This is a genomic window from Pectobacterium sp. CFBP8739 (genome assembly GCF_013449375.1).
In the GTDB taxonomy this organism is placed as follows: Bacteria; Pseudomonadota; Gammaproteobacteria; order Enterobacterales; family Enterobacteriaceae; genus Pectobacterium.
The window spans coordinates 70242-92566 of record NZ_JACDRR010000005.1; the positions used below are offsets into that span (position 1 = coordinate 70242).

Genomic DNA, 22325 nt, shown 5'->3' on the forward strand with positions numbered 1-22325 from the left:
TTCCCCTAGGCATTGCCAGTCAGAAATGCACCGTAGCGGCTGATATCGACATTCCCACCGCTGATAATAATGCCGATGCGTTTGCCGCGTAGTGAGTCTCTGAGATTACGTGCCGCCGCAAAGCTGAGGCAGCCCGTCGGTTCGACGACGATCTTCATGCGTTCGGCGTAAAACCGCATCGTGTCAATCAGCTCGTCATCCGTCACGGTCAGAATATCGTCGACGTTTTGGCGAATGAGGGCGAAGGGGTAGCGGCCGAGTTGCTGTATTTGTGCGCCATCGGCAATGGTTTGCGGTGTGTCGATATGCACGATATGACCACTGCGAAGCGATTGCTGCCCATCGTTGCCTGCGAGGGGTTCAACACCATAAATCAGGCAATGTGGAGACAACTGACGGGCGGAAAGTGCGGATCCCGCCAGCAGCCCCCCACCACCTACGCAGACGAACAAAGCATCCAATTCGCCTGTCTCTTCCAATAGCTCTTTCACCACTGTTCCTTGTCCGGCAATAACGTGCAGGTGATCGAAAGGGGGAATGAGCGTCAGGCCATGCTTTTTCGCCAAATCGTTACCGATCTGCTCACGATCTTCAGTGTACCGATTGTATTGCACCACGTTGCCACCGTAGCCCCGTGTTGCGGCGATCTTTATCGCGGGGGCATCGTGCGGCATGACAATCGTTGCGGGAATGCCGAGTAATTTGGCGGCCAGCGCAATCGCCTGCGCATGGTTACCGGAAGAGAAAGTGACCACGCCAGCCGCTTTTTGCGCGTCAGTGAATTGTAATAAGGCATTCATGGCGCCACGAAACTTAAATGCGCCTGTACGCTGGAAGTTTTCACACTTGAAGAAAACCTCTGCGCCGAACGCGTCATTGACCGTGCGTGATGTCATCACCGGCGTTTTATTGGCATAGCCAGCAATACGTTCCGCTGCGGCTACCACATCGTCGAAGGTAGGAAGGCGTAAGTCGTTCATATCTAAAAACTCGCTGTTAGTGATTATGAATACCGAGGCCGTTATCCTCGGTGCTGTCGAATGCCTGATAAACAAAATATATAAAATTAGATAAATTGTCTAATTTGATTTATTTTTAACTTATCGGCCACGTGAGAGGTGTCATGTGCTGCGGAAAAGGGCGGAATGAGTCCGTGCCACGGGTTAAGGCGCGGTACTAAATCGAATGTACTTACAGTACACTCAGCGCCAGAAAACGCGCTGGCGCAGGTATGGGTATGGGAGAGAAATATGGCGGCATCTGGAGAAGGTCTGCTGCTGACGCAGTTAGAGGCGATAGCGAAAGGGCTGAGTGAGACGTTCGCGCCATTCTGTGAAGTGGTCGTGCACGATCTGAAAAACCCAGAACACGCGATACTTTCCATTCACAATAACCTCTCTGGCAGAGAGGTGGGGGCACCTGCGACGGAGCTGGGCCTTGCCCGCATCGCCTCGCCTGACTTTCCTAATATTTTAGCGAACTACGCCAACCAGTTTGCCGATGGGCGTCCGGTAAAAAGCACCTCGGTCGGCATCAAAAATGCGGAAGGTGACTACGTCGCGGCACTGTGCCTAAACGTCGATATGACGCTGTTTCGCGGCATGCAGAATGCGCTGGCACAGTTCACCCAGCTTGCTTCTGACGCCGTAACCGAGCATCTGGAACCCAACGGCGCGGCGGCGATTAGACAACATATCGACAATTTCGCCGCCCGGCTTGCCACCACGCCACGGGCGCTAAAAGCACAGGACAGAAAAATCCTGCTTCAGGAGCTGAGAGACAGCGGTCTGCTGGAAGTCAAAAAATCGATGGAAACCATCGCACAACACCTCGGCGTATCACGGGCGTCGGTGTATTTGTATGCGAAGGATTAAGGGCGGTGTTTAATGTTAGATTGTTTTGATACGCCAAGTTACTGATATGATAGTGGTTTAAATAAAATGGTCGCAAACCGGCATGTATACGACCATCAGGCGTTATTTGGCGGGTTTATAAATTGGCCCAATTGCCTCAACTATAGGGTCTTTCTGGCGCTTAGTTCTTCTGGCAGAGGCTAATATGACAGAAAAAACCTCTTCTTTAGTGGCAGTAATACATTTAATTAATGCGTAATGATGCTATCCAGCGCGCGCAGGTGCTCTGGCTGCCATGACAGATTGACTTCGGTGCCGGCTTTCCAGTGTGGCTGGATTTCGCTGGCGGGAAGTTTCACCATAAACTGCGCCTGGCCAGCCACTTCCGTCATCATCCTGACGTGATCGCCCAGATAGATGAACTGCTGAATACGGGCTTTGACGTGCTGCATGCCGTCATCGATGTGAGCCGCGTTGACGTGAATACGTTCCGGACGGATGCAGAGCGTGATTTTTCGGCCCGGTGAACTGGGGCGAACTTTCAGCGCGCGTAGCGAGGTGCCATCGTCCAGCGTTGCCCGATAGAATGCGCCTTCTGCCTCGGCACGCGTGGCAAGCAGCGTATTGTTTTCGCCGATAAACTGCGCCACAAAGGCATTTTCCGGTTTTTCGTAGATATCGCTGGGGCTGTCCATCTGTTGAATCACACCGTCGTTGAACACGGCGACGCGGTTCGACATGGTCATGGCTTCGCTCTGGTCGTGAGTCACGTACACCACGGTTAGCTCCAGTGACTGATGCAGCTCTTTGATTTCCAACTGCATATGCTCGCGCAGCTGTTTATCCAGCGCGCCTAGCGGTTCGTCCATCAGTACCAATTTGGGTTCAAAGACCAGCGCCCGAGCCAACGCGACACGCTGCTGTTGGCCGCCAGACATTTGTGCAGGGTAGCGGTCGGCCAGACTGGTGAGCTTCACACGATCCAGTACCCGATCCACTTTCTCTTTGATATCGGCACGGTTCAGGCGACGGATGGACAACGGAAACGCCAGATTCTCTGCCACGGTCATGTGCGGAAACAGGGCGTAGTTCTGAAACACCATGCCGATGTCACGCTGATGTGGCGGGAGATGGTGCAACGGTGCATCGCGCAACAGGATTTCCCCCTGCGTCGGGGTTTCAAACCCAGCGAGCATCATCAAACTGGTGGTTTTTCCCGAGCCGGATGGCCCAAGCAGGGTCAGAAATTCACCTTCACGAATATCCAGATTCAGGTTTTTGACGATCAGGCGGTCGCCGTCATAGGTCTTCTGAACATTCCTGAAGCTGACATAATTTCTCATTTTTTCACTCTCCGGCAGTCACTGTTATTCATAAGAATGCATAAACCATGCCGGATGCTTCGCAAGCAGAAAATACCGTGCTGTGACAAGCTAAAATGCGTTAATTCATCACAATGGGTGCCCCGTCATGGGGCGTGTTGGTATCGAATGGCACCGTGGCGGTGCGAATGAGTGGGTATGAAAATGAGATGCGGTCAGGCCGTCGGATGAGACGTATTCCGCGCTTGAATACAGGCCACAATCACCGCGAACGCTTGTGTCATTTGCTCTTCTTCCACGCTGGCGTAACCCAGCAGTAAACCACGCTGCTGAGTGGGTTGCAGGTAGTAACTGGAAAGCGGTTTAACCATCACGCCACGGCGCAAGATCGCGGCGCTCAGCACAACATCGTCGATGTGGGAAGGCAGGCTGAGCAGCATATGTAGCCCAGCGTTGCTGTTATCCCCGACGTAATCCGCCCCCAGATGCTGCTCAATCAACGACGTCAAGAGTGCGCGGCGTCTGGCATACAGCAGGCGCATACGGCGGATATGTGCAGCGTAGTGGCCTTCGCGGATAAACTGTGCGAGCGTCGCCTGCGTGAGCCAGTGCCCGCCGCGGTAAAGCTCAGAATGGGCTGTCTTCAGCGACGTTGCCAGCAGCGGCGGCAGTACCATGTAGCTGACGCGCAGGCCGGGGTAGAGCGTTTTGCTGAATGTACCGATGTAGATCACCGGCGACTGCGTTTGTAGCCCTTGCAGCGCGGGGATCGGACTGCCGGAGAAGCGGAACTCGCTGTCGTAGTCATCTTCCACAACCCAGCAACCGTGCTCCTGCGCCAGTGCCAGCAGCCGTTGACGTCGTGTCAGACTCATCACCGCGCCCAGTGGATATTGATGTGACGGCGTCACGCAAATCAGGCGCGGGATGGCATCGGGCGCAAGCGTTTCCGGCGGTGCCAGCCCTTGTTCATCGACATCGACAGGGGCGACACGCAGGCCGTTAATCGTCAGGACATTGCGAATTCCCCAATAGCAGGGATCTTCAATCCATGCCAAATCACCGGGGTTGCACAGCATTTTAGCCAGCAGATCCATCGCCTGATGGGTGCCTTCAGTAATCAGAATCTGTTCCGGCGTGCACTCAACGGAGCGGGCGACGCGCAGGTAATCCACCAGGGCGAGTTGCAGCTCGGGGCAACCGCCAATCGGCGAATAGGAGAGCTGTTCGGGGCGAACACGCTTCGTCAGGCGCGTTTGAATGCGTCGCCATAGGTCGTGAGGAAAGCTGGCGATATCCGGAATACCCGGCATAAACGCCCCCCATTGTCGGGCGGAGGCACCGGCATAACCCAGCAGATGCATACCGCGACGCGAAAGCTCATGTTTAGGCTCACGCACGTCGCCCGCCTTGGTACTGTCCACGGGCTGCATATTGCCATCGGGCAACTGTTCCGTAACGAAGGTTCCGCTGCCTTTACGCGCGTCAATATAGCCTTCAGCCAGTAGCTGTTCATAAGCCGTCAGCACGGTATTGCGCGACAACGACAACTGTTGTGCCAGATCGCGCGACGACGGCAGGCGCTCGCCAGCGGCAATCGCGCCATCGAGAATCGCGAGCCGAATGCAGTCATATAAACGTTTGTTTAGCGCACCGTCGTGCTGGTCGGCTAAACGCTGAAGCAATAAGTCAGTCAGAAGTGAGCGCAAAAGTGGATCCTTCAAATATTCAAAACTGGCACTGGATTATAGAACCATCTCGGGTCTAAATGACATCATCATCTTGCAACTACACTAACCGTTACCGTTCGACTCATCCTCGTTCAACGACTAACCGATGTGTTTGGGATACCGGAGCAGACCATGAAGAATAGCGAACTGAATCAACGCCGTCTGGCCGCCACGCCGCGTGGCGTGGGCGTCATGTGTGATTTCTATGCCGAGCGTGCGGAAAACAGCACGCTGTGGGATGTGGAAGGTCGAGAATTTATCGATTTCGCCGCTGGGATTGCGGTGCTGAACACCGGCCACCGCCACCCGAAGATTGTCGCGGCAGTGCGCGAGCAGTTGGATCGCTTTACCCATACGGCCTACCAGATTGTGCCTTACGGCAGCTACGTTACGCTGGCCGAACGCATCAACGCGCTGGCACCGATTGAGGGCGTGGCAAAAACGACGTTCTTTACCACCGGCGCAGAAGCCGTGGAAAACGCGGTGAAAATCGCCCGCGCGTACACCAAACGCCCCGGCGTCATCGCCTTCAACGCGGCATTTCATGGTCGTACGCTGCTGACCATGACGCTAACGGGCAAAGTGGCACCGTATTCCACAGGATTCGGGCCGTTCCCCGGTTCCATTTTTCATGCGCTTTATCCGAGTGAGCAACACGGCATCACCGTTGAGCAGGCGCTGGAAAGCGTTGAACGCTTGATGCATACCGACATCGCCGCCGATCAGGTGGCTGCCATTCTGCTGGAGCCTGTGCAGGGTGAAGGTGGCTTCAACGTCGCGCCACCGGCCTTCATTAGCGGGCTGCGTAAGCTGTGTGATGAGCACGGTATCCTGCTGATTGCCGATGAAGTGCAGACAGGCTTTGCCCGTACCGGTAAGCTGTTTGCGATGGAGTATTACACAGAGAAAGCCGATCTGATTACGATGGCGAAGAGCCTGGGCGGCGGCTTCCCGATTTCCGGCGTTGTCGGCCGCGCTGATGTTATGGACGCACCTGCGCCGGGCGGGCTGGGCGGTACTTATGCGGGGAACCCGCTGTCGGTGGCCTCCGCGCTGGCGGTATTGGATGTGATTGAAGACGAGAAATTGTGCCAGCGGGCACAGCGTCTCGGTGCCGCGCTGGTGGAAACGCTGGAAAATATCAAAGTGCAGTGTCCGGCGCTGGTGGCAATTCGCGCGCAAGGGTCAATGGTGGCGGCAGAATTTAACGACCCGAACACGGGTAAGCCATCGGCAGAGCTAACACGTCAATTCCAGAAACACGCGTTGGAAGCGGGTCTACTGCTGCTAACCTGTGGTGTACATGGCAACGTGATCCGCTTCCTGTATCCGTTAACGGTGCCTGACGATCAGTTCAGCAAGGCCATGAGCATTCTGACGCGCGTATTAACACGATAGAAGAGAAGCTATGCAACTGAAAACGTTACTGAAACAACAAACCTTATTCCGTCAACACTGCCTGATTGACGGCGAGTGGCAAGACAGCCAAAACGGTGAACGTCTGGATGTGACCAATCCGGCGACGGGCGAGGTGCTGGGGTCGGTACCGCTCGTGACGGTGTCACAAACCGAGCAGGCGATTGCTGCGGCTGAACGGGCGCTGATTGAATGGCGTAAGAAGACAGGAAAAGAACGTGCCGCGCTGTTACAGGCGTGGGCGCGCCTGATTATGGACAATCAGGATGACCTGGCTGCGCTGTTGACGGCAGAGCAGGGAAAACCGCTGGCGGAAGCCAAGGGCGAAATCGCCTATGCGACCAGCTTCATTGACTGGTTTGCGGAAGAAGCCAAGCGTATTGAGGGCAGCGTGCTGCAATCGCCACAGGGGCAACAGCGTCTGCTGGTCATTAAACAGCCGATCGGCGTATGTGCGGCGATTACGCCGTGGAATTTCCCAGCGGCGATGATCACCCGTAAGGTCGGGCCTGCGCTGGCGGCAGGCTGCACCATGATCGTCAAGCCCGCCGAGCAGACGCCGTTTACCGCGCTGGCGATGGCGGAACTGGCGCAGCAGGCGGGGATTCCGCGCGGCGTGTTGCAGATCATCGTCGGCGATGCGCAGTCGGTTGGTAAGGTGCTGTGCGATAGTCCGGTGGTGCGCAAGCTGAGCTTCACTGGGTCGACGGAAGTAGGCCGCATTCTGATGGCGCAGAGCGCGCCAACAGTGAAAAAGCTGTCGCTGGAACTGGGCGGCAACGCGCCGTTTATCGTATTCGACGATGCCGATGTGGAGCAGGCGGTAAAGGGCATTCTGGCCTCCAAGTTCCGCAACAGTGGGCAAACCTGCGTTTGTGCCAACCGTATCTACGTGCAGGACGGTATTTATCCAACGCTGGTCGAACGGCTGGTTGAGGAAGTACGCAAATTGAAGGTTGGCGACGGTACGCAACCAGGCGTGACGCAAGGGCCGCTGATTGATGCTGATGCGGTCAGTAAGGTTGAACAACACATTGCCGATGCGCTATCTCACGGGGCAACGCTGCTGCTGGGCGGGAAACGCCATGAGCTGGGCGGCACGTTCTTCACGCCAACCATCGTCGGTGGGGTCACGCGCGAGATGCGTTTCGCCCGCGAAGAAACGTTCGGACCCGTCGCGCCGCTGTTCCGTTTTAGCGATGAAGCAGAAGCGATTGCGATGGCGAACGATACTGAATTTGGGCTAGCAGCCTATGTTTACACGCGTGATGCGGTGCGCCAGTGGACGGTACCGGAAGCGCTAGACTATGGCATGGTCGGCATTAATACCGGTCTGATCTCGAATGAAGTCGCACCGTTTGGCGGCGTGAAGCAGTCTGGGCTGGGACGTGAAGGTTCACGCTTTGGCATCGAAGACTATCTGGAAATGAAATACCTCTGCGTTGACCTTTCCCGGTAGCTCGTCTTGAAGAAACGCGTGTCGATAGTCAATATCGGCACGCGGATAGTAAACGCGCAATGCGTTTAGGTGGTGCAAGGCAGTCCTGATTTGCACCACAACATGGCAAAAAGGGTGAAATGGCATCAGGTATCGATAGCGGTTGTGTCTCCCTGATACTTCTCATCACTGTTCCCGCCGCCGCTGTAGCAAAACATCAATAAAATTTTTTAATTGGCACAATTTATGCTCATCTTTTTTTGCATGATTACGATGATACATGATGCATCAAAAGTGCAATGGGCAAAATTGTGAAACGCATTTGACCTTTACGTTGACTACCACTCCAGGAGCAAAAGAATGTCCAGACTTAATACTCTCTCCAAAGCAAAAGGACTGTTCAAGCGTCAGGCGCTGAAAAAAATTGCGGCTACGGCTTTTCTGGTGACGATGGCCTGTCAGGCACAGGCGGAATCCGTCACGGTGATCTCGTTCGGCGGTTTAAACAAAGATGCGCAGGATAAGGCATTTTACAAACCGTTCGCTGCGGCGGGCAAAGGTACGGTGGAAGCCGGTGAGTATAACGGCGAAATGGCGCGTATCCGGGCGATGGTGGAAACCGGACAGGTAGGTTGGGACGTGGTGGAAGTCGAAGGCCCTGAGCTGATGCGTGGCTGTAGTGAAGGGTTGTTTGAGCCACTGGACTGGTCAAAGCTCGGTGACCAATCCCAGTTTGTTAAAGGGGCGGTCACCGAATGTGGCGCGGGGATTTTCCTGTGGTCAACCGTTCTAACCTATAACGCTCAGAAGCTGAAGCAGGCACCGAAAAGCTGGGCCGATTTCTGGAATGTGAAAGCGTATCCCGGCAAACGTGCGTTACGTAAAAGCGCCAAATTTACGCTGGAAATCGCGCTGCTGGCCGATGGCGTGAAGCGTGAAGATCTCTACAAGGTACTGGCGACGCCGCAAGGGGTCGATCGCGCCTTTAAGAAACTGGATGAGATCAAATCCAACATTCAGTGGTGGGAATCTGGCGCACAGCCGCTGCAATGGCTGGTGTCGGGCGATGTGGTGATGACGTCTGCGTATAACGGTCGTGTTTCGGCGGCGCAGAAAGAAGGGCATGACTTCAAGATCGTCTGGGCCGACAGCATTTACGATCTGGATAGCTGGGCGATCGTCAAAGGCTCCAAGCACAAGGCGCTGGCGGAGCAGTTTATTGCGTTTGCCAACCAGCCGGAAAACCAAAAAATATTTGCCGAGAACATTCCTTATGGCCCGACACACGTCAAAACCACCAGCCTGCTAACGCCAGCCGTCGCTGCCAATCTGCCGACTGCGCCGGATAATTTGGCACAGGCATTGCAGGTAGATACTGAGTTTTGGATCGATCACGGTGAAGAGCTGGAGCAGCGTTTTAACGCCTGGGCCGCGCAGTAAAGCCGTAGTGGTTGACCGTACGTGATGATGGAGAAAGAGCCTATGTCCCAAAGCGATGTCGTCGCCGCTGTACCGTCTGGCGGAAACGAGGAAAATTCGACCTTGAAGCAGCAACTGTGGTTAGCGCAGAGAGCCTATAAGAAGCGTTCGCTGCTGCTGATTGCGCCGCTGTTTCTGTTTATCGTGGTGAGTTTTCTCTTCCCGATCACCTCGATTTTGGGGAAAAGCGTCTCCAATCCGGAATTGCGCGACAATATGCCACAGACCATTGCTGCTATGCGGCAATGGTCGGGCAACAATGTGCCGGATGAAGCGGTCTTTCGGGCGTTGGTCGGCGATCTGCGCGATGCCCGCAGCAGCGGCAAATTAAGCACGATCACCAAACGACTGGGGTATGAAGGGGCGGAATTCCGTACCTTGATTACCCGTACATTGCGTAAGCTGCCCGCTGAGGGCAGCAACGACATGCGCGACCAACTGATACGCGAGCAGCCGATGTGGGGAGAACTGGCGACCTGGCGAACGTTCGATCGCGCGGCGCGTCCTTTTACCAGCTATTACCTGCTGGCCGTGTTTGACCATAAAGTTGACGCCACCACGCAGCAGATTGTCCCGCAGCCTGCCGATCAGGCGCTGTATGTCGACGTGCTGCTGCGCACGTTGCTGATGGCGGGTGTGGTGACGCTATTATGTGTGGGGTTAGGGTATCCACTGGCCTATTGGCTGGCGAAACAGCCATCTAATCGGGCGAACCTGTTGCTGATTCTGGTGTTGCTGCCGTTCTGGACATCGCTGATCGTGCGCACCGCGAGCTGGATTGTACTGCTACAGTCGGGTGGGTTGATTAACCGTTCGCTGATGAACATCGGTGTTATCGATGAACCGCTGGTGCTGGTGTTCAACCGCATTGGCGTCTACATCTCGATGACCCACATCCTGCTGCCGTTCTTTATTCTGCCGCTGTACGCGGTGATGAAAGGCATTTCCCCGAATTACGTGCGGGCGGCCGTCTCACTGGGGGCGCATCCGTTTATCGCCTTCTGGCGGGTTTATGTGCCGCAAACGTACGCGGGTGTCACGGCAGGGGCGCTGCTGGTCTTCATGATGGCGATTGGCTACTACATTACGCCAGCGCTGCTGGGCGGGCCGAGTGACCAAATGCTGAGCTATTTTGTCGCGTTCTTCACCAATACCACGATGAATTGGGGAATGGCGGCCGCGCTGGGTACACAACTGCTGGTTATCGTGACGCTATTGTATGTGGTGTACATCCGCGTGACGCGCACCAATGCGGAAGCAGCGGCGCACTAAGCACGCTATCCGTAACCTTATACTGGGAGATAACCAATGAGACAGCAAGGTGAAGTGGTGATCCGTCTGTGGAACACGTTCTTTAATTTCTACGGGGCGGCGATGCTGTTGTTTTTGATTGTCCCTGTGCTGGTGATTGTTCCACTTTCGTTTAATGCCGGTTCGTTTCTGAGCTACCCGCTGACGGGATTTTCCCTGCGCTGGTATCGCGAGTTTTTCAACTCCAGCGAGTGGCTGGGGGCGTTAGGCAACAGTCTGCTGATTGCTCCACTGGCTACGCTGCTGGCGACGGTGCTTGGCGTGCTGGCCTCCGTTGGGCTGGTACGCGGTGAGTTTCGCGGTAAATCACTGGTGATGGCGGTATTGATTTCACCGATGATTGCGCCGGTGGTGATTGTCGCCGTAGGGATGTTTTTCTTCTTTGCCAAGCTATCGCTGTTGAACAGCTATTTGGGGCTGGTATTGGCACATGCCATGCTGGGCGTGCCGTTCGTGGTGATCACGGTCACGGCGGTATTGAAGAACTACGATCACAACCTGACGCGAGCCGCCGCGAGTCTAGGTGCTTCGCCGCTGCTGGCATTTCGCAAGGTGACGTTTCCGCTGATTGCTCCCGGCGTGTTCTCGGGGGCGCTTTTTGCCTTTGCGACGTCGTTTGATGAAGTGATCGTCACGCTATTCCTCGCCAGTCCGCGCCAGCGCACGCTGCCGCTACAGATGTTTGCTGGTATCCGTGAGAACCTCGACCCGACGATAGCCGCTGCCGCGACCATGATGGTGGGCGCTGCGCTCGTCCTGCTCATCGTGATGGAGATTTTACGTCGCCGTTCAGAACGGTTACGGAGTGGGAGTTAGGTGGGGAATCAAGTACTACATGTCATGTGAGGATGTTTCGTGCGCGTTGATATTGTATTTCTCCCTTTGCATGGGATAGCGCACGACCAAGGGCGGCTCAGTTGCCGTCGCCCTTGGAACCCTGGCTTTTTGGCGGTTCATGATGCCGCTACGCGGTGCCTTCAGAGATAACGTTTTCCTGACGGACCGCCAGTGACGCGTTCCCTACGCGGCACTGGCTTTCGCAGCATCCATGCTGCTCATCCTGAAAAACGTTTTCTCTTCAGCATCATTTTACGCCACGAGAAGAGACCGGTTTTTGCTGAAATTTTTCAGCTTTTTTTAAAACTCAATTTATGATGCATCAAACACCATTTTGATGCATCGCCTACAACATTATCGTGTACAACAGGCTCAGGAGATTCGGTATGACAGCACAAAAAACACTTTTGCTGACCGGTGCCAGTCGGGGCATCGGGCATGCCACCGTCAAGCATTTCCACGCGGCGGGGTGGCGGATCTTTACCGCATCGCGTCAGAACTGGGCGGAAGAGTGCCCGTGGGCGGAAAAGCTGCTCAATCACATTCATCTCGATTTGGAAGATATCGACAGCCTGCAACAGACACTGCCGCTGATTAAGGAAAAGCTGGGCGGACGGCTGGATGCGTTGGTCGACAACGCGGGGATTTCGCCAAAAGGCGCAGACGGGCAGCGTTTGGGCGTGCGTGACACGGATTATGCGACCTGGCTGCGGGTCTTTAACGTCAACCTGTTTTCCTGTGCGCTGTTGGCAAACGGCTTGTTTGACGAGCTAAAAGCATCACAGGGTTGCGTGATTAATGTGACCTCGATTGCCGGATCGCGGGTTCATCCTTTTGCTGGTGTGGCTTATGCCACGTCAAAAGCGGCGCTGTCCGCATTGACGCGAGAAATGGCCTTTGATTTTGGTCCGCACGGCGTCCGTGTGAATGCGATTGCACCGGGAGAAATCGAAACCTCGATTTTGTCCCCTGGGACGGGCGATATCATTGAACGACAGGTGCCGATGCAGCGCTTGGGCAAACCCGAAGAGGTCGCCAGCCTGATCTATTTCCTCTGCACGTCCGGAGCCTCTTATGTCAACGGTGCGGAAATCCATATCAACGGAGGACAACATGTCTGACGGACGACTCAGCGTACTTTTCCCTTCACATCCGCCTTCGGCGTCTAATCAGTCGGTATTTGCCGAGACGGTATCGCACGACGATGAACTGATGACGCAGGCCGTACCGCAGGTTTCCTGCCCGCAGGCACTGGCGATCGCGCAGCAGGAATATGGCTTGTCTGGGCAGATGACGCTGTTACAGGGCGAGCGCGATATGAATTTCTGCCTGACGGTCACGCCAGATGAGCGCTATATGCTCAAGGTGATCAACGCAGCGGAACCTGCCGACGTCAGCGATTTCCAGACTGCGTTGCTGCTGCACCTTGCGCAGCAGGCGCCTGAATTGCCTGTACCGCGAATCCAGCCGACAACAGCAGGTCGGGCGGAAACCCGCGTTGAGATTGATGGCGAGCAGCTGCGCGTCCGGTTAGTGAGCTATCTGGCAGGAACGCCGCAGCACCTGGCCGCGCCTTCAACGGCATTGATGCCGCAGTTGGGCGGCACGCTGGCGCAGTTAGACAACGCACTTCACGGCTTTACGCATCCGGCGGCGAACCGCTCTCTGCTGTGGGATATCAGCCGCGCAGAGCAGGTACGTCCTTACCTTGATTTCATTTCTGAGCGGCAGCAGCACCAGCATCTTCTGCGTATTTTTGACCGCTATGACAGCCGAGTCGCCCCTGCATTAGCGACCTTGCGTCGCCAGGTCATTCATAATGATTTAAATCCGCATAACGTGCTGGTAGCTGGGACGTCACCGATGCGGGTGACGGGCATTATCGATTTTGGCGACGCGGTATTGGCCCCGTTAATCTGCGAAGTGGCAACAGCGCTGGCGTATCAGGTGAGCGATGGGACGGATCTGCTGGAACAGGTTGTGCCTTTTATTGCTGCGTATCACCAGAACAGGCCGCTCGCGCCGGAGGAGATCGTGCTACTGCCGGATTTAATTGCGACCCGCATGGCGCTGACCTTAACCATTGCGCAGTGGCGGGCGTCACGCTATCCCGATAATCGGGAATATCTGTTGCGCAATGTGCCGCGCTGTTGGCACAGTTTGCAGCGCATCGCGACCTATTCCCATGCGCAGTTTGTGACTCGTTTACAGCAGGTTTGCCCGGAGGATGTACGATGAATCAGAGCGAAATCACGTCTGAAATGACCACGACAGAAGCACTGCTGGCGCGCCGTCAGCGGGTATTGGGCAGCGGTTACCGCCTGTTTTATGAAGAACCGCTGCATGTTGCGCGCGGCGAGGGCGTGTGGTTGGTCGATCATCAGGGGAAACGCTATCTGGATGTGTATAACAATGTGGCCTCGGTCGGACACTGTCACCCCGCAGTGGTGGAGGCGATAGCGCAACAAAGCGCTCAGCTCAACACCCACACACGGTATTTGCACTCAGCCATTGTCGATTTTGCGGAAGACTTGCTCAGCGAGTTCCCTGCTGAGTTGAACAACGTGATGCTGACCTGTACCGGCAGTGAGGCCAACGATCTGGCGTTGCGCATTGCCCGACACACCACGGGGGGGACGGGCGTATTGGTGACGCGCTGGGCGTACCACGGCGTCACCAGTTTGCTGGCGGAGCTGTCGCCGTCGCTGGGCGATGGCGTGGCGCGCGGTAACCATGTGAAACTGATTGATGCACCGGATACCTATCGTCAACCCGGCGCGTTTCTTACCAGTATTCGTAACGCGCTGGCACAGATGCAGCAGGAAGGCATTCGTCCCGCCGCGCTGCTGGTAGATACCATTTTCTCCAGCGATGGCGTGTTCTGCGCACCGGAAGGCGAAATGGCGCAGGCGGCGGCGCTCATTCGTCAGGCGGGTGGGGTGTTTATCGCGGATGAAGTGCAACCGGGTTTTGGCCGCACTGGGGAATCAATGTGGGGCTTTGCGCGTCACGGTATTGTCCCCGATCTGGTGAGTTTAGGGAAACCGATGGGCAACGGGCATCCCATTGCTGGACTGGTTGGGCGTTCCGCGCTGTTCGATGCATTCGGGCGAGATGTCCGCTATTTCAATACGTTCGGCGGCAATCCGGTGTCCTGTCAGGCGTCGCACGCGGTGCTGCGGGTGATTCGGGAAGAACAGTTACAGCAGAATGCCCTGCGCGTGGGTCATTACCTGCGGCAAGGGTTACAGCAGTTAGCGCAGGATTTCCCACTGATTGGCGATATTCGGGCTTACGGCCTGTTTATCGGTGTTGAACTGGTCAGCGACCGTGAAAGCAAAGCGCCAGCAAAGGAATCCGCATTGCAGGTGGTGAATGCCATGCGCCAGCGCGGTGTGCTGATCAGCACGACGGGGCCAGCGGCGAACGTGCTGAAAATTCGTCCGCCACTGGTGTTTCAGGAAGAACACGCCGATGTGTTTTTAACCACGCTGAGCGATGTGTTAAAGGTCACCGACACCCGCACATGGGAATAGTCAATCGAGCGGGTGACGTGAAAAGGCAAGGTGATTAGATACGGAACGCTGCAACGGCATGACTAAGTTCATCTGCCCGCTCGGACAGCGAACTGGCGGCCGCGGCAGCTTCGTTAACCAGCGCGGCATTTTGCTGCGTGACCGTTTCCATCTGTGAAATCGCGGTATTAATCTGCCCGATACCCAGACTTTGTTCATTGCTGGCGGTAGACATTTCGGTCACGATCGAGGCCACGTGTTTGATGTCTTCCACCACGCTTTGAATCGTGTTGCCTGCGTCGAGGACGGCATGGTGTCCATGATTTGCCTGTTCCACGGACGTCCCGATCAGTTCTTTGATCTCTTTCGCCGCGTTGGCGCTGCGCTGTGCCAGTGTGCGGACTTCGCCCGCGACGACCGCAAAGCCTCGGCCCTGTTCGCCCGCTCGGGCGGCTTCCACGGCGGCGTTCAGCGCGAGGATGTTGGTCTGGAAAGCGATGCCGTCGATCACGCCGATAATATTGGTGATTTTCTCTGCGGATGACACCATCTGTTGCATGGCATTGGTCACATCGACCATCATCTTGCCACCGTCAACGGCACGTTGTGAGGCAGTGGTTGCCAACTGGCTGGCGTGAGCGGCATGGGTGGCGTTCTGTTTAACAGAGGAGGTCATCTGCTCCATTGACGCCGCCGTTTCCTCCAGCGAACTGGCCTGCTGCTCGGTTCTGGAGGAGAGATCGATGTTGCCGCTGCTGATCTGGCTGGATGCGGTTGCAATAATGTCGGCGTTGCTGTGTACACGCTCAACGATATCCGTCAAATTCAGTACCATTTCCCGCAGCGCGGTTTGCAACTGTCCCATTTCATCGCGTGAGGTAATCTCGATACGATGCGTCAGATCGCCGCTTGCGACTTTTCTCGCTAAATCCACGGCATTTTTTATTGGTACGGCGATCGACATAATCAATCGCCAGCCGGATAAGGCAACGATGACGACCCCGAACAGTAGGGTAATGACAACGGAAATTAATATATTACTGAAACTACTTTGTGATTCAGAATACAGTTCCTGTCCCACATCCGATTGCAAGTTGATCAGTTGGTCAGTGACTTTTTGCAATGGTTCATATTCGTTTTTCAATGTATGATTGATAATATATTCCAGTGCGTCCTTGTCATTTTTTTCTATTGCACTAATTGCGGGAAGAATAACTTTATTATTGTACTGTTTATATAAGGTAATATATTGTTCTTCTAATTTTTGTTCATCGCCTGTTAAATAAGTTTTGCTATATAAATCCCATTGGGCATCATAAATTTTTCGTGCTTTTCCAATATGCTCCAGTCCGGTTTTGACGTTGTCCGGTTGGGAAAGATCAACACTGGCGATTTCAAACATCACGTTATTCATTTGTCTGCTTACATTGCCTAGATACTCCAAGGCGATCAGCCGATCTTGGTACAGTGTTTTCATCGACTGATTGGTATTGTTCATGCCAAACAGTCCGAGTAGAGAGACAATCAATAGCAATAAAGCCATTAACAACATAACCGAAACTAATTTAAGTTTAATGCTCATAAATACCTCTAATTACTCCCAAGTAAGGAGCGGTAATTCTATATCGACGTAATGAAGAGAAGGTTTATGTTGGGAATGATAAAAATTTAAAAATGGTATCAAGGTGATTCTAGCAGCATGTGATGATATTTGTGTAAATATAAGATAAAATTATATCCTGGGAAGGGGGGGGTTTATTAAGATATTACCCTGAGTGTAAACTTATCGTTACTATAGGATGATGGGGAATATAAGAGAATAAGTGTTAATAACAGCGCGTTAAGGTGTTTTTTTAAAAAACAACATGTGTTTTTTTTTAAAAAAAATGAAACAACGCAAGTGAAGATAATAATGATAATAAATTTCCGTAATTAAATATCATTCACCTGCGGCATTCCTCTTCCCCGCGTAAGAAAACGCGAGGAAGAGGGCTCCGTTAGCGGTGCTGTGCTGACTGCTCGGCCTCATGCTGGGTAAAGCACTGCCAGAAATTCTTCGTACCTTTATCGCCCAGTGCGCCGGAAAGTGGAAAGGACGAGGTTTGGTGATGCCGTGAATCTCGCGCGATAACTGGGGGCAACAGCGGCTTCTCTGGTTGCCTATATAGAAGAAAAAGACATAAAAGAGCTTCTAAAAAACAGAAGGGTGATTTGCTTTTTTTATCATTGACGCAAAGCTCATTTCTCTCTATTTTAAACAAACGATTATTTTTTAATATTTCATTGATTTATAAGTAGTTAATCTAATTATAACGAAAGTGACAGACATAAATAGCCCGGTTATTCCTCAGCGCAAAAAAGGCGATGGCGAGCCTATCCCTGTTAAAAATGGCAAGTGAAACCGTTTTGTGGGATAGGCTTAACGCCCGCTAATGAGAAATGATTTTACCCACAAACACAGGCTTCACTACATCAAACAGGCTTACCTTGTGTATGGCCACCCTTATATCTCTTAAAATAGTCAGTCAGCAGGAGTGAGTCAGGTAATGATTCGGTTAGAAAACGTGAGCGTTGATTTTCCCGCCGGCAAAGCAGCACAGTCCAGAGCGGTAAACAACGTCAACCTGACCATTCAACAGGGGGAAGTTTTTGGGATTGTCGGCACCAGCGGCGCGGGGAAAAGTACGTTGCTGCGGACGATCAATTTATTGCAGCGCCCGACCGAAGGACGCGTATTTCTGGGCGATACGCTGATTAGCGATGCGTCTGGCCGTGAACTGCGCCAGTATCGGCAGCGTATCGGGATGATATTCCAGCATTTTAATCTGATGCACACCCGTAATGTGTATGACAACGTGGCGTTTAGCCTGCGTGCCGCGGGTAAGAGCAAAGAAGAAATCGCCTCGCGCGTGCCGGAAATTCTGGCTCTGGTCGGGTTGCAGGACAAAGGAACATCTTACCCAGCGCAGCTGAGCGGCGGGCAGAAACAGCGTGTTGGCATTGCTCGCGCCATCGCCAACCATCCCGAAGTGCTGTTGTGTGATGAACCTACCTCGGCGCTGGATCTGGAAACGTCGGCTTCTATTCTGGCGCTATTGAAAAGCATCAATGTCCGGTTAGGTATCACGATCGTGCTTATTTCCCATGAGATGAGCGTGATTAAAAGTATTTGTCAGCGCATGGCGGTGATGACAGGCGGCAATATTGTGGAAGAGGGCGACGTCTTCACGATCTTTTCTTCGCCTCAGCATGCCTACACCAAACAGCTGGTTAGCCATACCAGTCCGGTCGAATTGCCAGAACGCTTTAAGCAGAATAATAAAGGTGTCTTGCTGAAAATACTCTTCGCCGATGACTCTGTCGAGCAGCCTATATTATCCGACGTTGCGCAGCAGTTTCAGGTATCGGTCAATATTCTGCACGGCAATATTGAATACATTAACGATCGCGCGCTGGGACATATTATCGCCCAGATTTCATACCGTGACGATCCTGCGGCAGATAATCTCGCAGCCGCTATTGCTTATATCCGACAGAATACTTTTGGGGTGGAGGTCATCAATGACTGAGTTATGGGGTGAATTAGTTTTCGCCTTCGGTGAAACCTTCACGATGGTGTGTATTTCAACGCTGTGTGCGGTGATATTCGGCCTGCCGTTAGGTATCGCGATTTATGTGACCGATCGTCATTTATTCTGGCAAAACCGTTTTATCTATTTGGTATCAACCATTCTGGTAAACATTATCCGCTCGATTCCGTTTGTGATCCTGTTGGTGCTGCTGTTGCCATTAACACAGCTGCTGCTGGGGAACACAATTGGGCCGGTTGCGGCGGCGGTGCCGATGTCCGTCGCGGCGATTGCCTTTTATGCGCGTCTGGTGGATTCCGCGCTGCGTGAAGTCGATCCGGGCATTGTGGAAGCGGCGGAAGCCTTTGGTGCTAGCCCGACGCGTATCATTGCGACCGTGCTGCTACCGGAAGCGTTGGCTGGATTATTACGCGGCCTGACGATCACGCTGGTCAGCCTGATTGGTTACTCTGCGATGGCGGGGATTGTCGGCGGCGGCGGTGTGGGCGATTTGGCGATCCGCTTCGGCTATTACCGTTATGAAACCGAAGTGATGGTGGTGACCGTGATTGCGCTGGTGGTGCTGGTGCAGATTGTGCAAACGCTGGGTGATTTGCTATCGCGGCGGGCAAATAAGCGCGAACGCCGCTAAGCCACGACAGAATAGGGTATTCAGGGCAGCAGAGAGATGTCATGAAAATAGACAAAATTGTATTAAGAAAAATGAAGATGGCGCTGAAAACGCCATTTACGACCAGCTTTGCGACGCAAACGGAGAAACACTTCTCCATTGCGGAAGTTCACGCTGGCGGGCAAATTGGTTACGGTGATTGCTCGGCTATTTCTTTGCCGTTTTATAACGAAGAAACCAACGTCACCGCTTGGCATATTATGCGTGACTTCCTGATCCCGATGATTAAGCAGGCCGGAGATATTGAACATCCTTCGCAGGTTCGAGATATTTTTGCGCCAGTAAAACGCAATAACTGCGCCAAAGCAGCCATCGAAGGCGGTATTTGGGATGCTTACGCAAAAATAAAAGGCGTACCGCTGCATCAACTGCTGGGCGGCGTACGAGATAACGTCGAAGCGGGTGTCAGCATCGGTATTCAGGAAACGCCGGATAAATTAGTCAGCGTGGTCAATAATTTCCTGAACGAAGGCTACAAGCGCATCAAAATAAAGATCAAACCAGGAAAAGACTACGACTATATTGCGGCGCTGCGTCAGACGTTTGGTGATATCACGCTGATGGTGGATGCCAATTCCGCCTACACCTTGGATGACATCGCTTTCTTTAAGCGCATTGATAAATTCAATCTGCTGATGATTGAGCAGCCGCTGGCGCACGACGATATTATCGATCACCGTAAACTTCAGGCCGCAGTGAATACACCGATCTGTCTGGACGAAAGCATTGCGTCGGTTGAAGACGCGCGTAAAGCGATCGAACTGGGCAGTGCCAAAATCATCAATATTAAAGTCGCGCGTGTCGGCGGCATTACCGAAACCAAGCTGATTCATGACTACTGTCAGGCGCACAATATTCCGGTGTGGTGCGGCGGTATGCTGGATACGGCGGTCGGTAAAGCGCACAACATTGCGGTGTCAACGCTGCCGAACTTTATCTACGCGCACGATATTCCGCCGTCTTCCCGCTACTGGCATGAAGACTTCATGCTGCCATTTGTCGAACTGGACAAAGATAGCTGTGTGGCGGTGCCAAATAAGCCGGGAATCGGCTTCGAAATTAATCCTGAGCTGTATGACAAATATTGCTACGGGCAGGAAACCTTTTTGTTTTAACTGATTTTTGAGTAAGCCTTTTTTAGTAACCTTTTTTTAGTAAAACATGTGAGCAGTAAAACGTTATCCAACACCAGGGAATAACGTTATAAAAATAGAATAGGGCGCTACGACGCCCATAACCGTTATACGACATGGCAGCAGAGAGCGTGGGATAGAAGAGTAAAGCGTCCGCGCCAGGGATGGCGCGGCTCGAGCGTACAGGGATGTATTTACAGCGTCTTTACGATCTACCCACGCTCTCTGCCCGCCTTACTTCGTCATCAATATCATGGCACCTATTACGCCCCAAATAATGGTAAAGACTGACTCAATCAGACAGACAGGAACGCAACGATGCGATTGAAAAAACTCATTCCACTCATGCTGGCGCTGGGTATCTCTCAGGTTTATGCGGCAGATGCAGGCAAAGAAATCACCATCGGTGTCTCGCCGGGGCCGTATGGCGATATGGTCACGAAAGCGATCAAACCAGAAATGGTGAAAAAAGGCTACGATGTGAAAGTGCGCGAATTCAGCGACTACATCCAGCCGAACCTGGCTTTGTCGAACAACAGTATCGACGCCAACCTGTTTCAAAACCGCCGCTATCTTGACCGTTTCAGCGCGGATAAAGGGCTGAAACTGGCGGAAGTGATCACCGTGCCGACGGCCAGCATGGGTTTTTACTCCAACAAAGTGCGCTCGCTGAATGAGCTGAAAGCGGGCGACATCGTCACGCTGCCAAACGATCCCTCTAATCTGGCACGTTCGCTGGATTTTCTACAAAAATACGGTCTGATCAAGATCAATCCAGAGATTACGCCGACCAAAGCCTCGCTGCGCGATATCACCGAAAACCCGAAAGGGCTGGTCTTTAAGCCGTTGGAAGCCGCACAACTGCCACGTGCGCTGGGTGGTGTAACAGGGTCGTTGATTAATGCCAATTTCGCGATGGCCGCTGGTCTGAATCTGTCTGATGCCATTCAACTGGATGTGCTGCCGGAAGACCTGAAAAACATGATCGTTGTACGTGCGGAAGATGCTGATAAACCGTTTGCTCAGGATCTGAAAGCCGCCGTTCAATCCCCGGAATTCGCCGCGTTCTTTGAAGACAAAAACTCCATGTTCCACGCGTTCCAGAAACCGGAGTGGATGAGGAAAGGCGCGCCATCCGAGTAAACGACTCCCGAACCGGTTGACGCTATCACCCGATATTACTATGGTAGTTATTACCATAGTAATATCGGGCATTTTTTATGGGAAAAACATGGGACAAAAAAGGATTTTTGTTGAGCGTCACTACGATAAATCTCGTAGAAAATCAGGCATAACCGATCAACAGTTACGTGATATTGCGGCAGACATTATTGATCATCCAGATAAAGGAGGCCTCGGTGGTGGTGTTTATAAAAAGCGCGTGGCTACCCGTTTGGGTAAACGCGGTGGTGCCCGGACAATAGTGGCTTATCATCGAGAAGGTAAGGTGTTTTTCTTTGAAGGATGGGAGAAAAACACGGTATCAACGCGTGGGAAAGAAATTCCCGATGATGTATTGGCGGCTTTTAAAATTGCGTCAACGGTGTTTAAAAATAAATCTGATGCCGATCTCGAAACAGACCTTAAAAACAAAGAGCTTGTTGAGGTGATAAATGGTTGATAAGCGCTTATTAAATATACAGAGTATGATTCAGCGTCAACATGCCGCAGGTACGGCCAGTGACGTTGATCTTGACGCTATCAATCGCTTGGTAGCTGAAAGTCAAAAAACGGAATCACGCGCCAGCATGGACGCGAGCAGAGTGCGAGCCATCCGTGAGCGTGAAAAAATTAGTCAAAGCCAACTAGCTGGCATCATTAATATGTCGGCAAACAGCGTTCAGAAATGGGAACGTGGAGTAAGCGCACCAACGGGTGCGGCGTTACGAATACTGGAGGTCATCGAGAGAAAAGGCTTAAGTGCTATTCTTTGATGATGCAGTTAAGAAAAATAAATGGTTGTTTCATTGCGTTTAGTGGCCGTTTAATACGGCCACTTTTGTGTGTATAGCAATGAACTCAGGTTCTAAA

At 53.1% G+C, this 22325-nt stretch carries 19 protein-coding genes; 15 read left to right on the forward strand and 4 right to left on the reverse strand.

Translation table 11 applies throughout. The annotated features are described in order from the left end of the window. Positions 1-5: 5 nt before the first annotated feature. Complete coding sequence (locus tag H0247_RS01085) at positions 6-980, reverse strand: threo-3-hydroxy-L-aspartate ammonia-lyase (RefSeq protein ID WP_180740860.1); 975 nt, start codon at positions 978-980, stop codon at positions 6-8. A 270-nt stretch (positions 981-1250) separates the two neighbouring features. On the opposite strand from H0247_RS01085, the gene H0247_RS01090 reads away from it, so the two are divergent. Further along, positions 1251-1874: a transcriptional regulator gene (locus H0247_RS01090; protein WP_180740861.1), complete on the forward strand. Its 624-nt coding sequence runs from the start codon at positions 1251-1253 to the stop codon at positions 1872-1874. Between the two features lie 227 nt (positions 1875-2101). On the opposite strand, the gene H0247_RS01095 is transcribed toward H0247_RS01090, so the two are convergent. Together H0247_RS01095 and H0247_RS01100 are read right to left on the reverse strand one after the other, a co-directional pair. Then, positions 2102-3196, reverse strand: a complete 1095-nt coding sequence (locus H0247_RS01095) for an ABC transporter ATP-binding protein (protein WP_180740862.1) — start codon at positions 3194-3196, stop codon at positions 2102-2104. A 194-nt stretch (positions 3197-3390) separates the two neighbouring features. Continuing rightward, positions 3391-4884, reverse strand: coding sequence for a PLP-dependent aminotransferase family protein (locus tag H0247_RS01100; protein ID WP_180740863.1), 1494 nt, complete (start codon positions 4882-4884; stop codon positions 3391-3393). A gap of 153 nt (positions 4885-5037) precedes the next feature. Here H0247_RS01100 and H0247_RS01105 point away from each other — a divergent pair, with 153 nt between their 5' ends. The 8 genes from H0247_RS01105 (at position 5038) to H0247_RS01140 (ending at position 14922) form a co-directional block, all read left to right on the forward strand. Next, positions 5038-6303: a 4-aminobutyrate--2-oxoglutarate transaminase gene (locus H0247_RS01105; RefSeq protein ID WP_180740864.1), complete on the forward strand. Its 1266-nt coding sequence runs from the start codon at positions 5038-5040 to the stop codon at positions 6301-6303. Between the two features lie 10 nt (positions 6304-6313). Continuing rightward, positions 6314-7780 carry an NAD-dependent succinate-semialdehyde dehydrogenase gene (locus tag H0247_RS01110; RefSeq protein ID WP_180740865.1) on the forward strand — a complete coding sequence of 489 codons (1467 nt, stop codon included), beginning with the start codon at positions 6314-6316 and terminating at the stop codon, positions 7778-7780. A gap of 339 nt (positions 7781-8119) precedes the next feature. Beyond that, positions 8120-9199, forward strand: a complete 1080-nt coding sequence (locus H0247_RS01115) for an ABC transporter substrate-binding protein (protein ID WP_180740866.1) — start codon at positions 8120-8122, stop codon at positions 9197-9199. Between the two features lie 42 nt (positions 9200-9241). Continuing rightward, complete coding sequence (locus tag H0247_RS01120) at positions 9242-10510, forward strand: ABC transporter permease (protein ID WP_180740867.1); 1269 nt, start codon at positions 9242-9244, stop codon at positions 10508-10510. Positions 10511-10546: 36 nt separating this feature from the next. Further along, positions 10547-11365, forward strand: a complete 819-nt coding sequence (locus tag H0247_RS01125) for an ABC transporter permease (protein WP_180740868.1) — start codon at positions 10547-10549, stop codon at positions 11363-11365. A gap of 407 nt (positions 11366-11772) precedes the next feature. Continuing rightward, positions 11773-12507 carry an SDR family NAD(P)-dependent oxidoreductase gene (locus H0247_RS01130; protein WP_039537747.1) on the forward strand — a complete coding sequence of 245 codons (735 nt, stop codon included), beginning with the start codon at positions 11773-11775 and terminating at the stop codon, positions 12505-12507. Continuing rightward, complete coding sequence (locus H0247_RS01135; RefSeq protein WP_180740869.1) at positions 12500-13624, forward strand: phosphotransferase; 1125 nt, start codon at positions 12500-12502, stop codon at positions 13622-13624. The genes H0247_RS01130 and H0247_RS01135 overlap by 8 nt, the downstream gene beginning before the upstream one ends. Further along, entirely contained in the window at positions 13621-14922 is a 1302-nt protein-coding gene (locus tag H0247_RS01140; RefSeq protein WP_180740870.1) for an aspartate aminotransferase family protein, read from the forward strand. Before H0247_RS01135 ends, H0247_RS01140 begins: the two co-directional genes overlap by 4 nt. A gap of 34 nt (positions 14923-14956) precedes the next feature. Here H0247_RS01140 and H0247_RS01145 read toward each other — a convergent pair whose 3' ends face one another. After that, entirely contained in the window at positions 14957-16483 is a 1527-nt protein-coding gene (locus H0247_RS01145; protein ID WP_180740871.1) for a methyl-accepting chemotaxis protein, read from the reverse strand. Positions 16484-17447: 964 nt separating this feature from the next. Here H0247_RS01145 and H0247_RS01155 point away from each other — a divergent pair. The 6 genes from H0247_RS01155 (at position 17448) to H0247_RS01180 (ending at position 22228) form a co-directional block, all read left to right on the forward strand. Then, a complete protein-coding gene (locus H0247_RS01155; RefSeq protein WP_180740873.1) occupies positions 17448-18470 on the forward strand; it encodes a methionine ABC transporter ATP-binding protein in 1023 nt (340 codons plus the stop codon). Then, entirely contained in the window at positions 18463-19122 is a 660-nt protein-coding gene (locus tag H0247_RS01160) for a methionine ABC transporter permease (RefSeq protein ID WP_180740874.1), read from the forward strand. Before H0247_RS01155 ends, H0247_RS01160 begins: the two co-directional genes overlap by 8 nt. A gap of 41 nt (positions 19123-19163) precedes the next feature. Continuing rightward, positions 19164-20276 carry an o-succinylbenzoate synthase gene (menC, locus tag H0247_RS01165; RefSeq protein ID WP_180740875.1) on the forward strand — a complete coding sequence of 371 codons (1113 nt, stop codon included), beginning with the start codon at positions 19164-19166 and terminating at the stop codon, positions 20274-20276. 336 nt (positions 20277-20612) lie between these two features. Beyond that, positions 20613-21437 carry a MetQ/NlpA family ABC transporter substrate-binding protein gene (locus H0247_RS01170; RefSeq protein ID WP_180740876.1) on the forward strand — a complete coding sequence of 275 codons (825 nt, stop codon included), beginning with the start codon at positions 20613-20615 and terminating at the stop codon, positions 21435-21437. Between the two features lie 40 nt (positions 21438-21477). After that, complete coding sequence (locus H0247_RS01175; RefSeq protein ID WP_180740877.1) at positions 21478-21915, forward strand: type II toxin-antitoxin system RelE/ParE family toxin; 438 nt, start codon at positions 21478-21480, stop codon at positions 21913-21915. Then, on the forward strand, positions 21908-22228 hold the full coding sequence (locus H0247_RS01180; protein ID WP_039358997.1) for a DNA-binding transcriptional regulator: 321 nt from the start codon (positions 21908-21910) through the stop codon (positions 22226-22228). The genes H0247_RS01175 and H0247_RS01180 overlap by 8 nt, the downstream gene beginning before the upstream one ends. The last annotated feature ends 97 nt before the right edge of the window (positions 22229-22325 follow it).

What these genes read in the sequence shown, in the direction of transcription:
- H0247_RS01135 (WP_180740869.1), top strand. Translation starts at nt 12,500, where the DNA reads ATGTCTGACGGACGACTCAGCGTACTTTTCCCTTCACATCCGCCTTCG.
- H0247_RS01095 (WP_180740862.1), bottom strand. Translation starts at nt 3,196, where the DNA reads ATGAGAAATTATGTCAGCTTCAGGAATGTTCAGAAGACCTATGACGGC.
- H0247_RS01175 (WP_180740877.1), top strand. Translation starts at nt 21,478, where the DNA reads ATGGTAGTTATTACCATAGTAATATCGGGCATTTTTTATGGGAAAAAC.
- H0247_RS01110 (WP_180740865.1), top strand. Translation starts at nt 6,314, where the DNA reads ATGCAACTGAAAACGTTACTGAAACAACAAACCTTATTCCGTCAACAC.
- H0247_RS01180 (WP_039358997.1), top strand. Translation starts at nt 21,908, where the DNA reads ATGGTTGATAAGCGCTTATTAAATATACAGAGTATGATTCAGCGTCAA.
- H0247_RS01170 (WP_180740876.1), top strand. Translation starts at nt 20,613, where the DNA reads ATGCGATTGAAAAAACTCATTCCACTCATGCTGGCGCTGGGTATCTCT.
- H0247_RS01125 (WP_180740868.1), top strand. Translation starts at nt 10,547, where the DNA reads ATGAGACAGCAAGGTGAAGTGGTGATCCGTCTGTGGAACACGTTCTTT.
- H0247_RS01155 (WP_180740873.1), top strand. Translation starts at nt 17,448, where the DNA reads ATGATTCGGTTAGAAAACGTGAGCGTTGATTTTCCCGCCGGCAAAGCA.
- H0247_RS01090 (WP_180740861.1), top strand. Translation starts at nt 1,251, where the DNA reads ATGGCGGCATCTGGAGAAGGTCTGCTGCTGACGCAGTTAGAGGCGATA.
- H0247_RS01130 (WP_039537747.1), top strand. Translation starts at nt 11,773, where the DNA reads ATGACAGCACAAAAAACACTTTTGCTGACCGGTGCCAGTCGGGGCATC.
- H0247_RS01085 (WP_180740860.1), bottom strand. Translation starts at nt 980, where the DNA reads ATGAACGACTTACGCCTTCCTACCTTCGACGATGTGGTAGCCGCAGCG.
- H0247_RS01160 (WP_180740874.1), top strand. Translation starts at nt 18,463, where the DNA reads ATGACTGAGTTATGGGGTGAATTAGTTTTCGCCTTCGGTGAAACCTTC.
- H0247_RS01120 (WP_180740867.1), top strand. Translation starts at nt 9,242, where the DNA reads ATGTCCCAAAGCGATGTCGTCGCCGCTGTACCGTCTGGCGGAAACGAG.
- H0247_RS01115 (WP_180740866.1), top strand. Translation starts at nt 8,120, where the DNA reads ATGTCCAGACTTAATACTCTCTCCAAAGCAAAAGGACTGTTCAAGCGT.
- H0247_RS01140 (WP_180740870.1), top strand. Translation starts at nt 13,621, where the DNA reads ATGAATCAGAGCGAAATCACGTCTGAAATGACCACGACAGAAGCACTG.
- H0247_RS01145 (WP_180740871.1), bottom strand. Translation starts at nt 16,483, where the DNA reads ATGAGCATTAAACTTAAATTAGTTTCGGTTATGTTGTTAATGGCTTTA.
- menC (WP_180740875.1), top strand. Translation starts at nt 19,164, where the DNA reads ATGAAAATAGACAAAATTGTATTAAGAAAAATGAAGATGGCGCTGAAA.
- H0247_RS01105 (WP_180740864.1), top strand. Translation starts at nt 5,038, where the DNA reads ATGAAGAATAGCGAACTGAATCAACGCCGTCTGGCCGCCACGCCGCGT.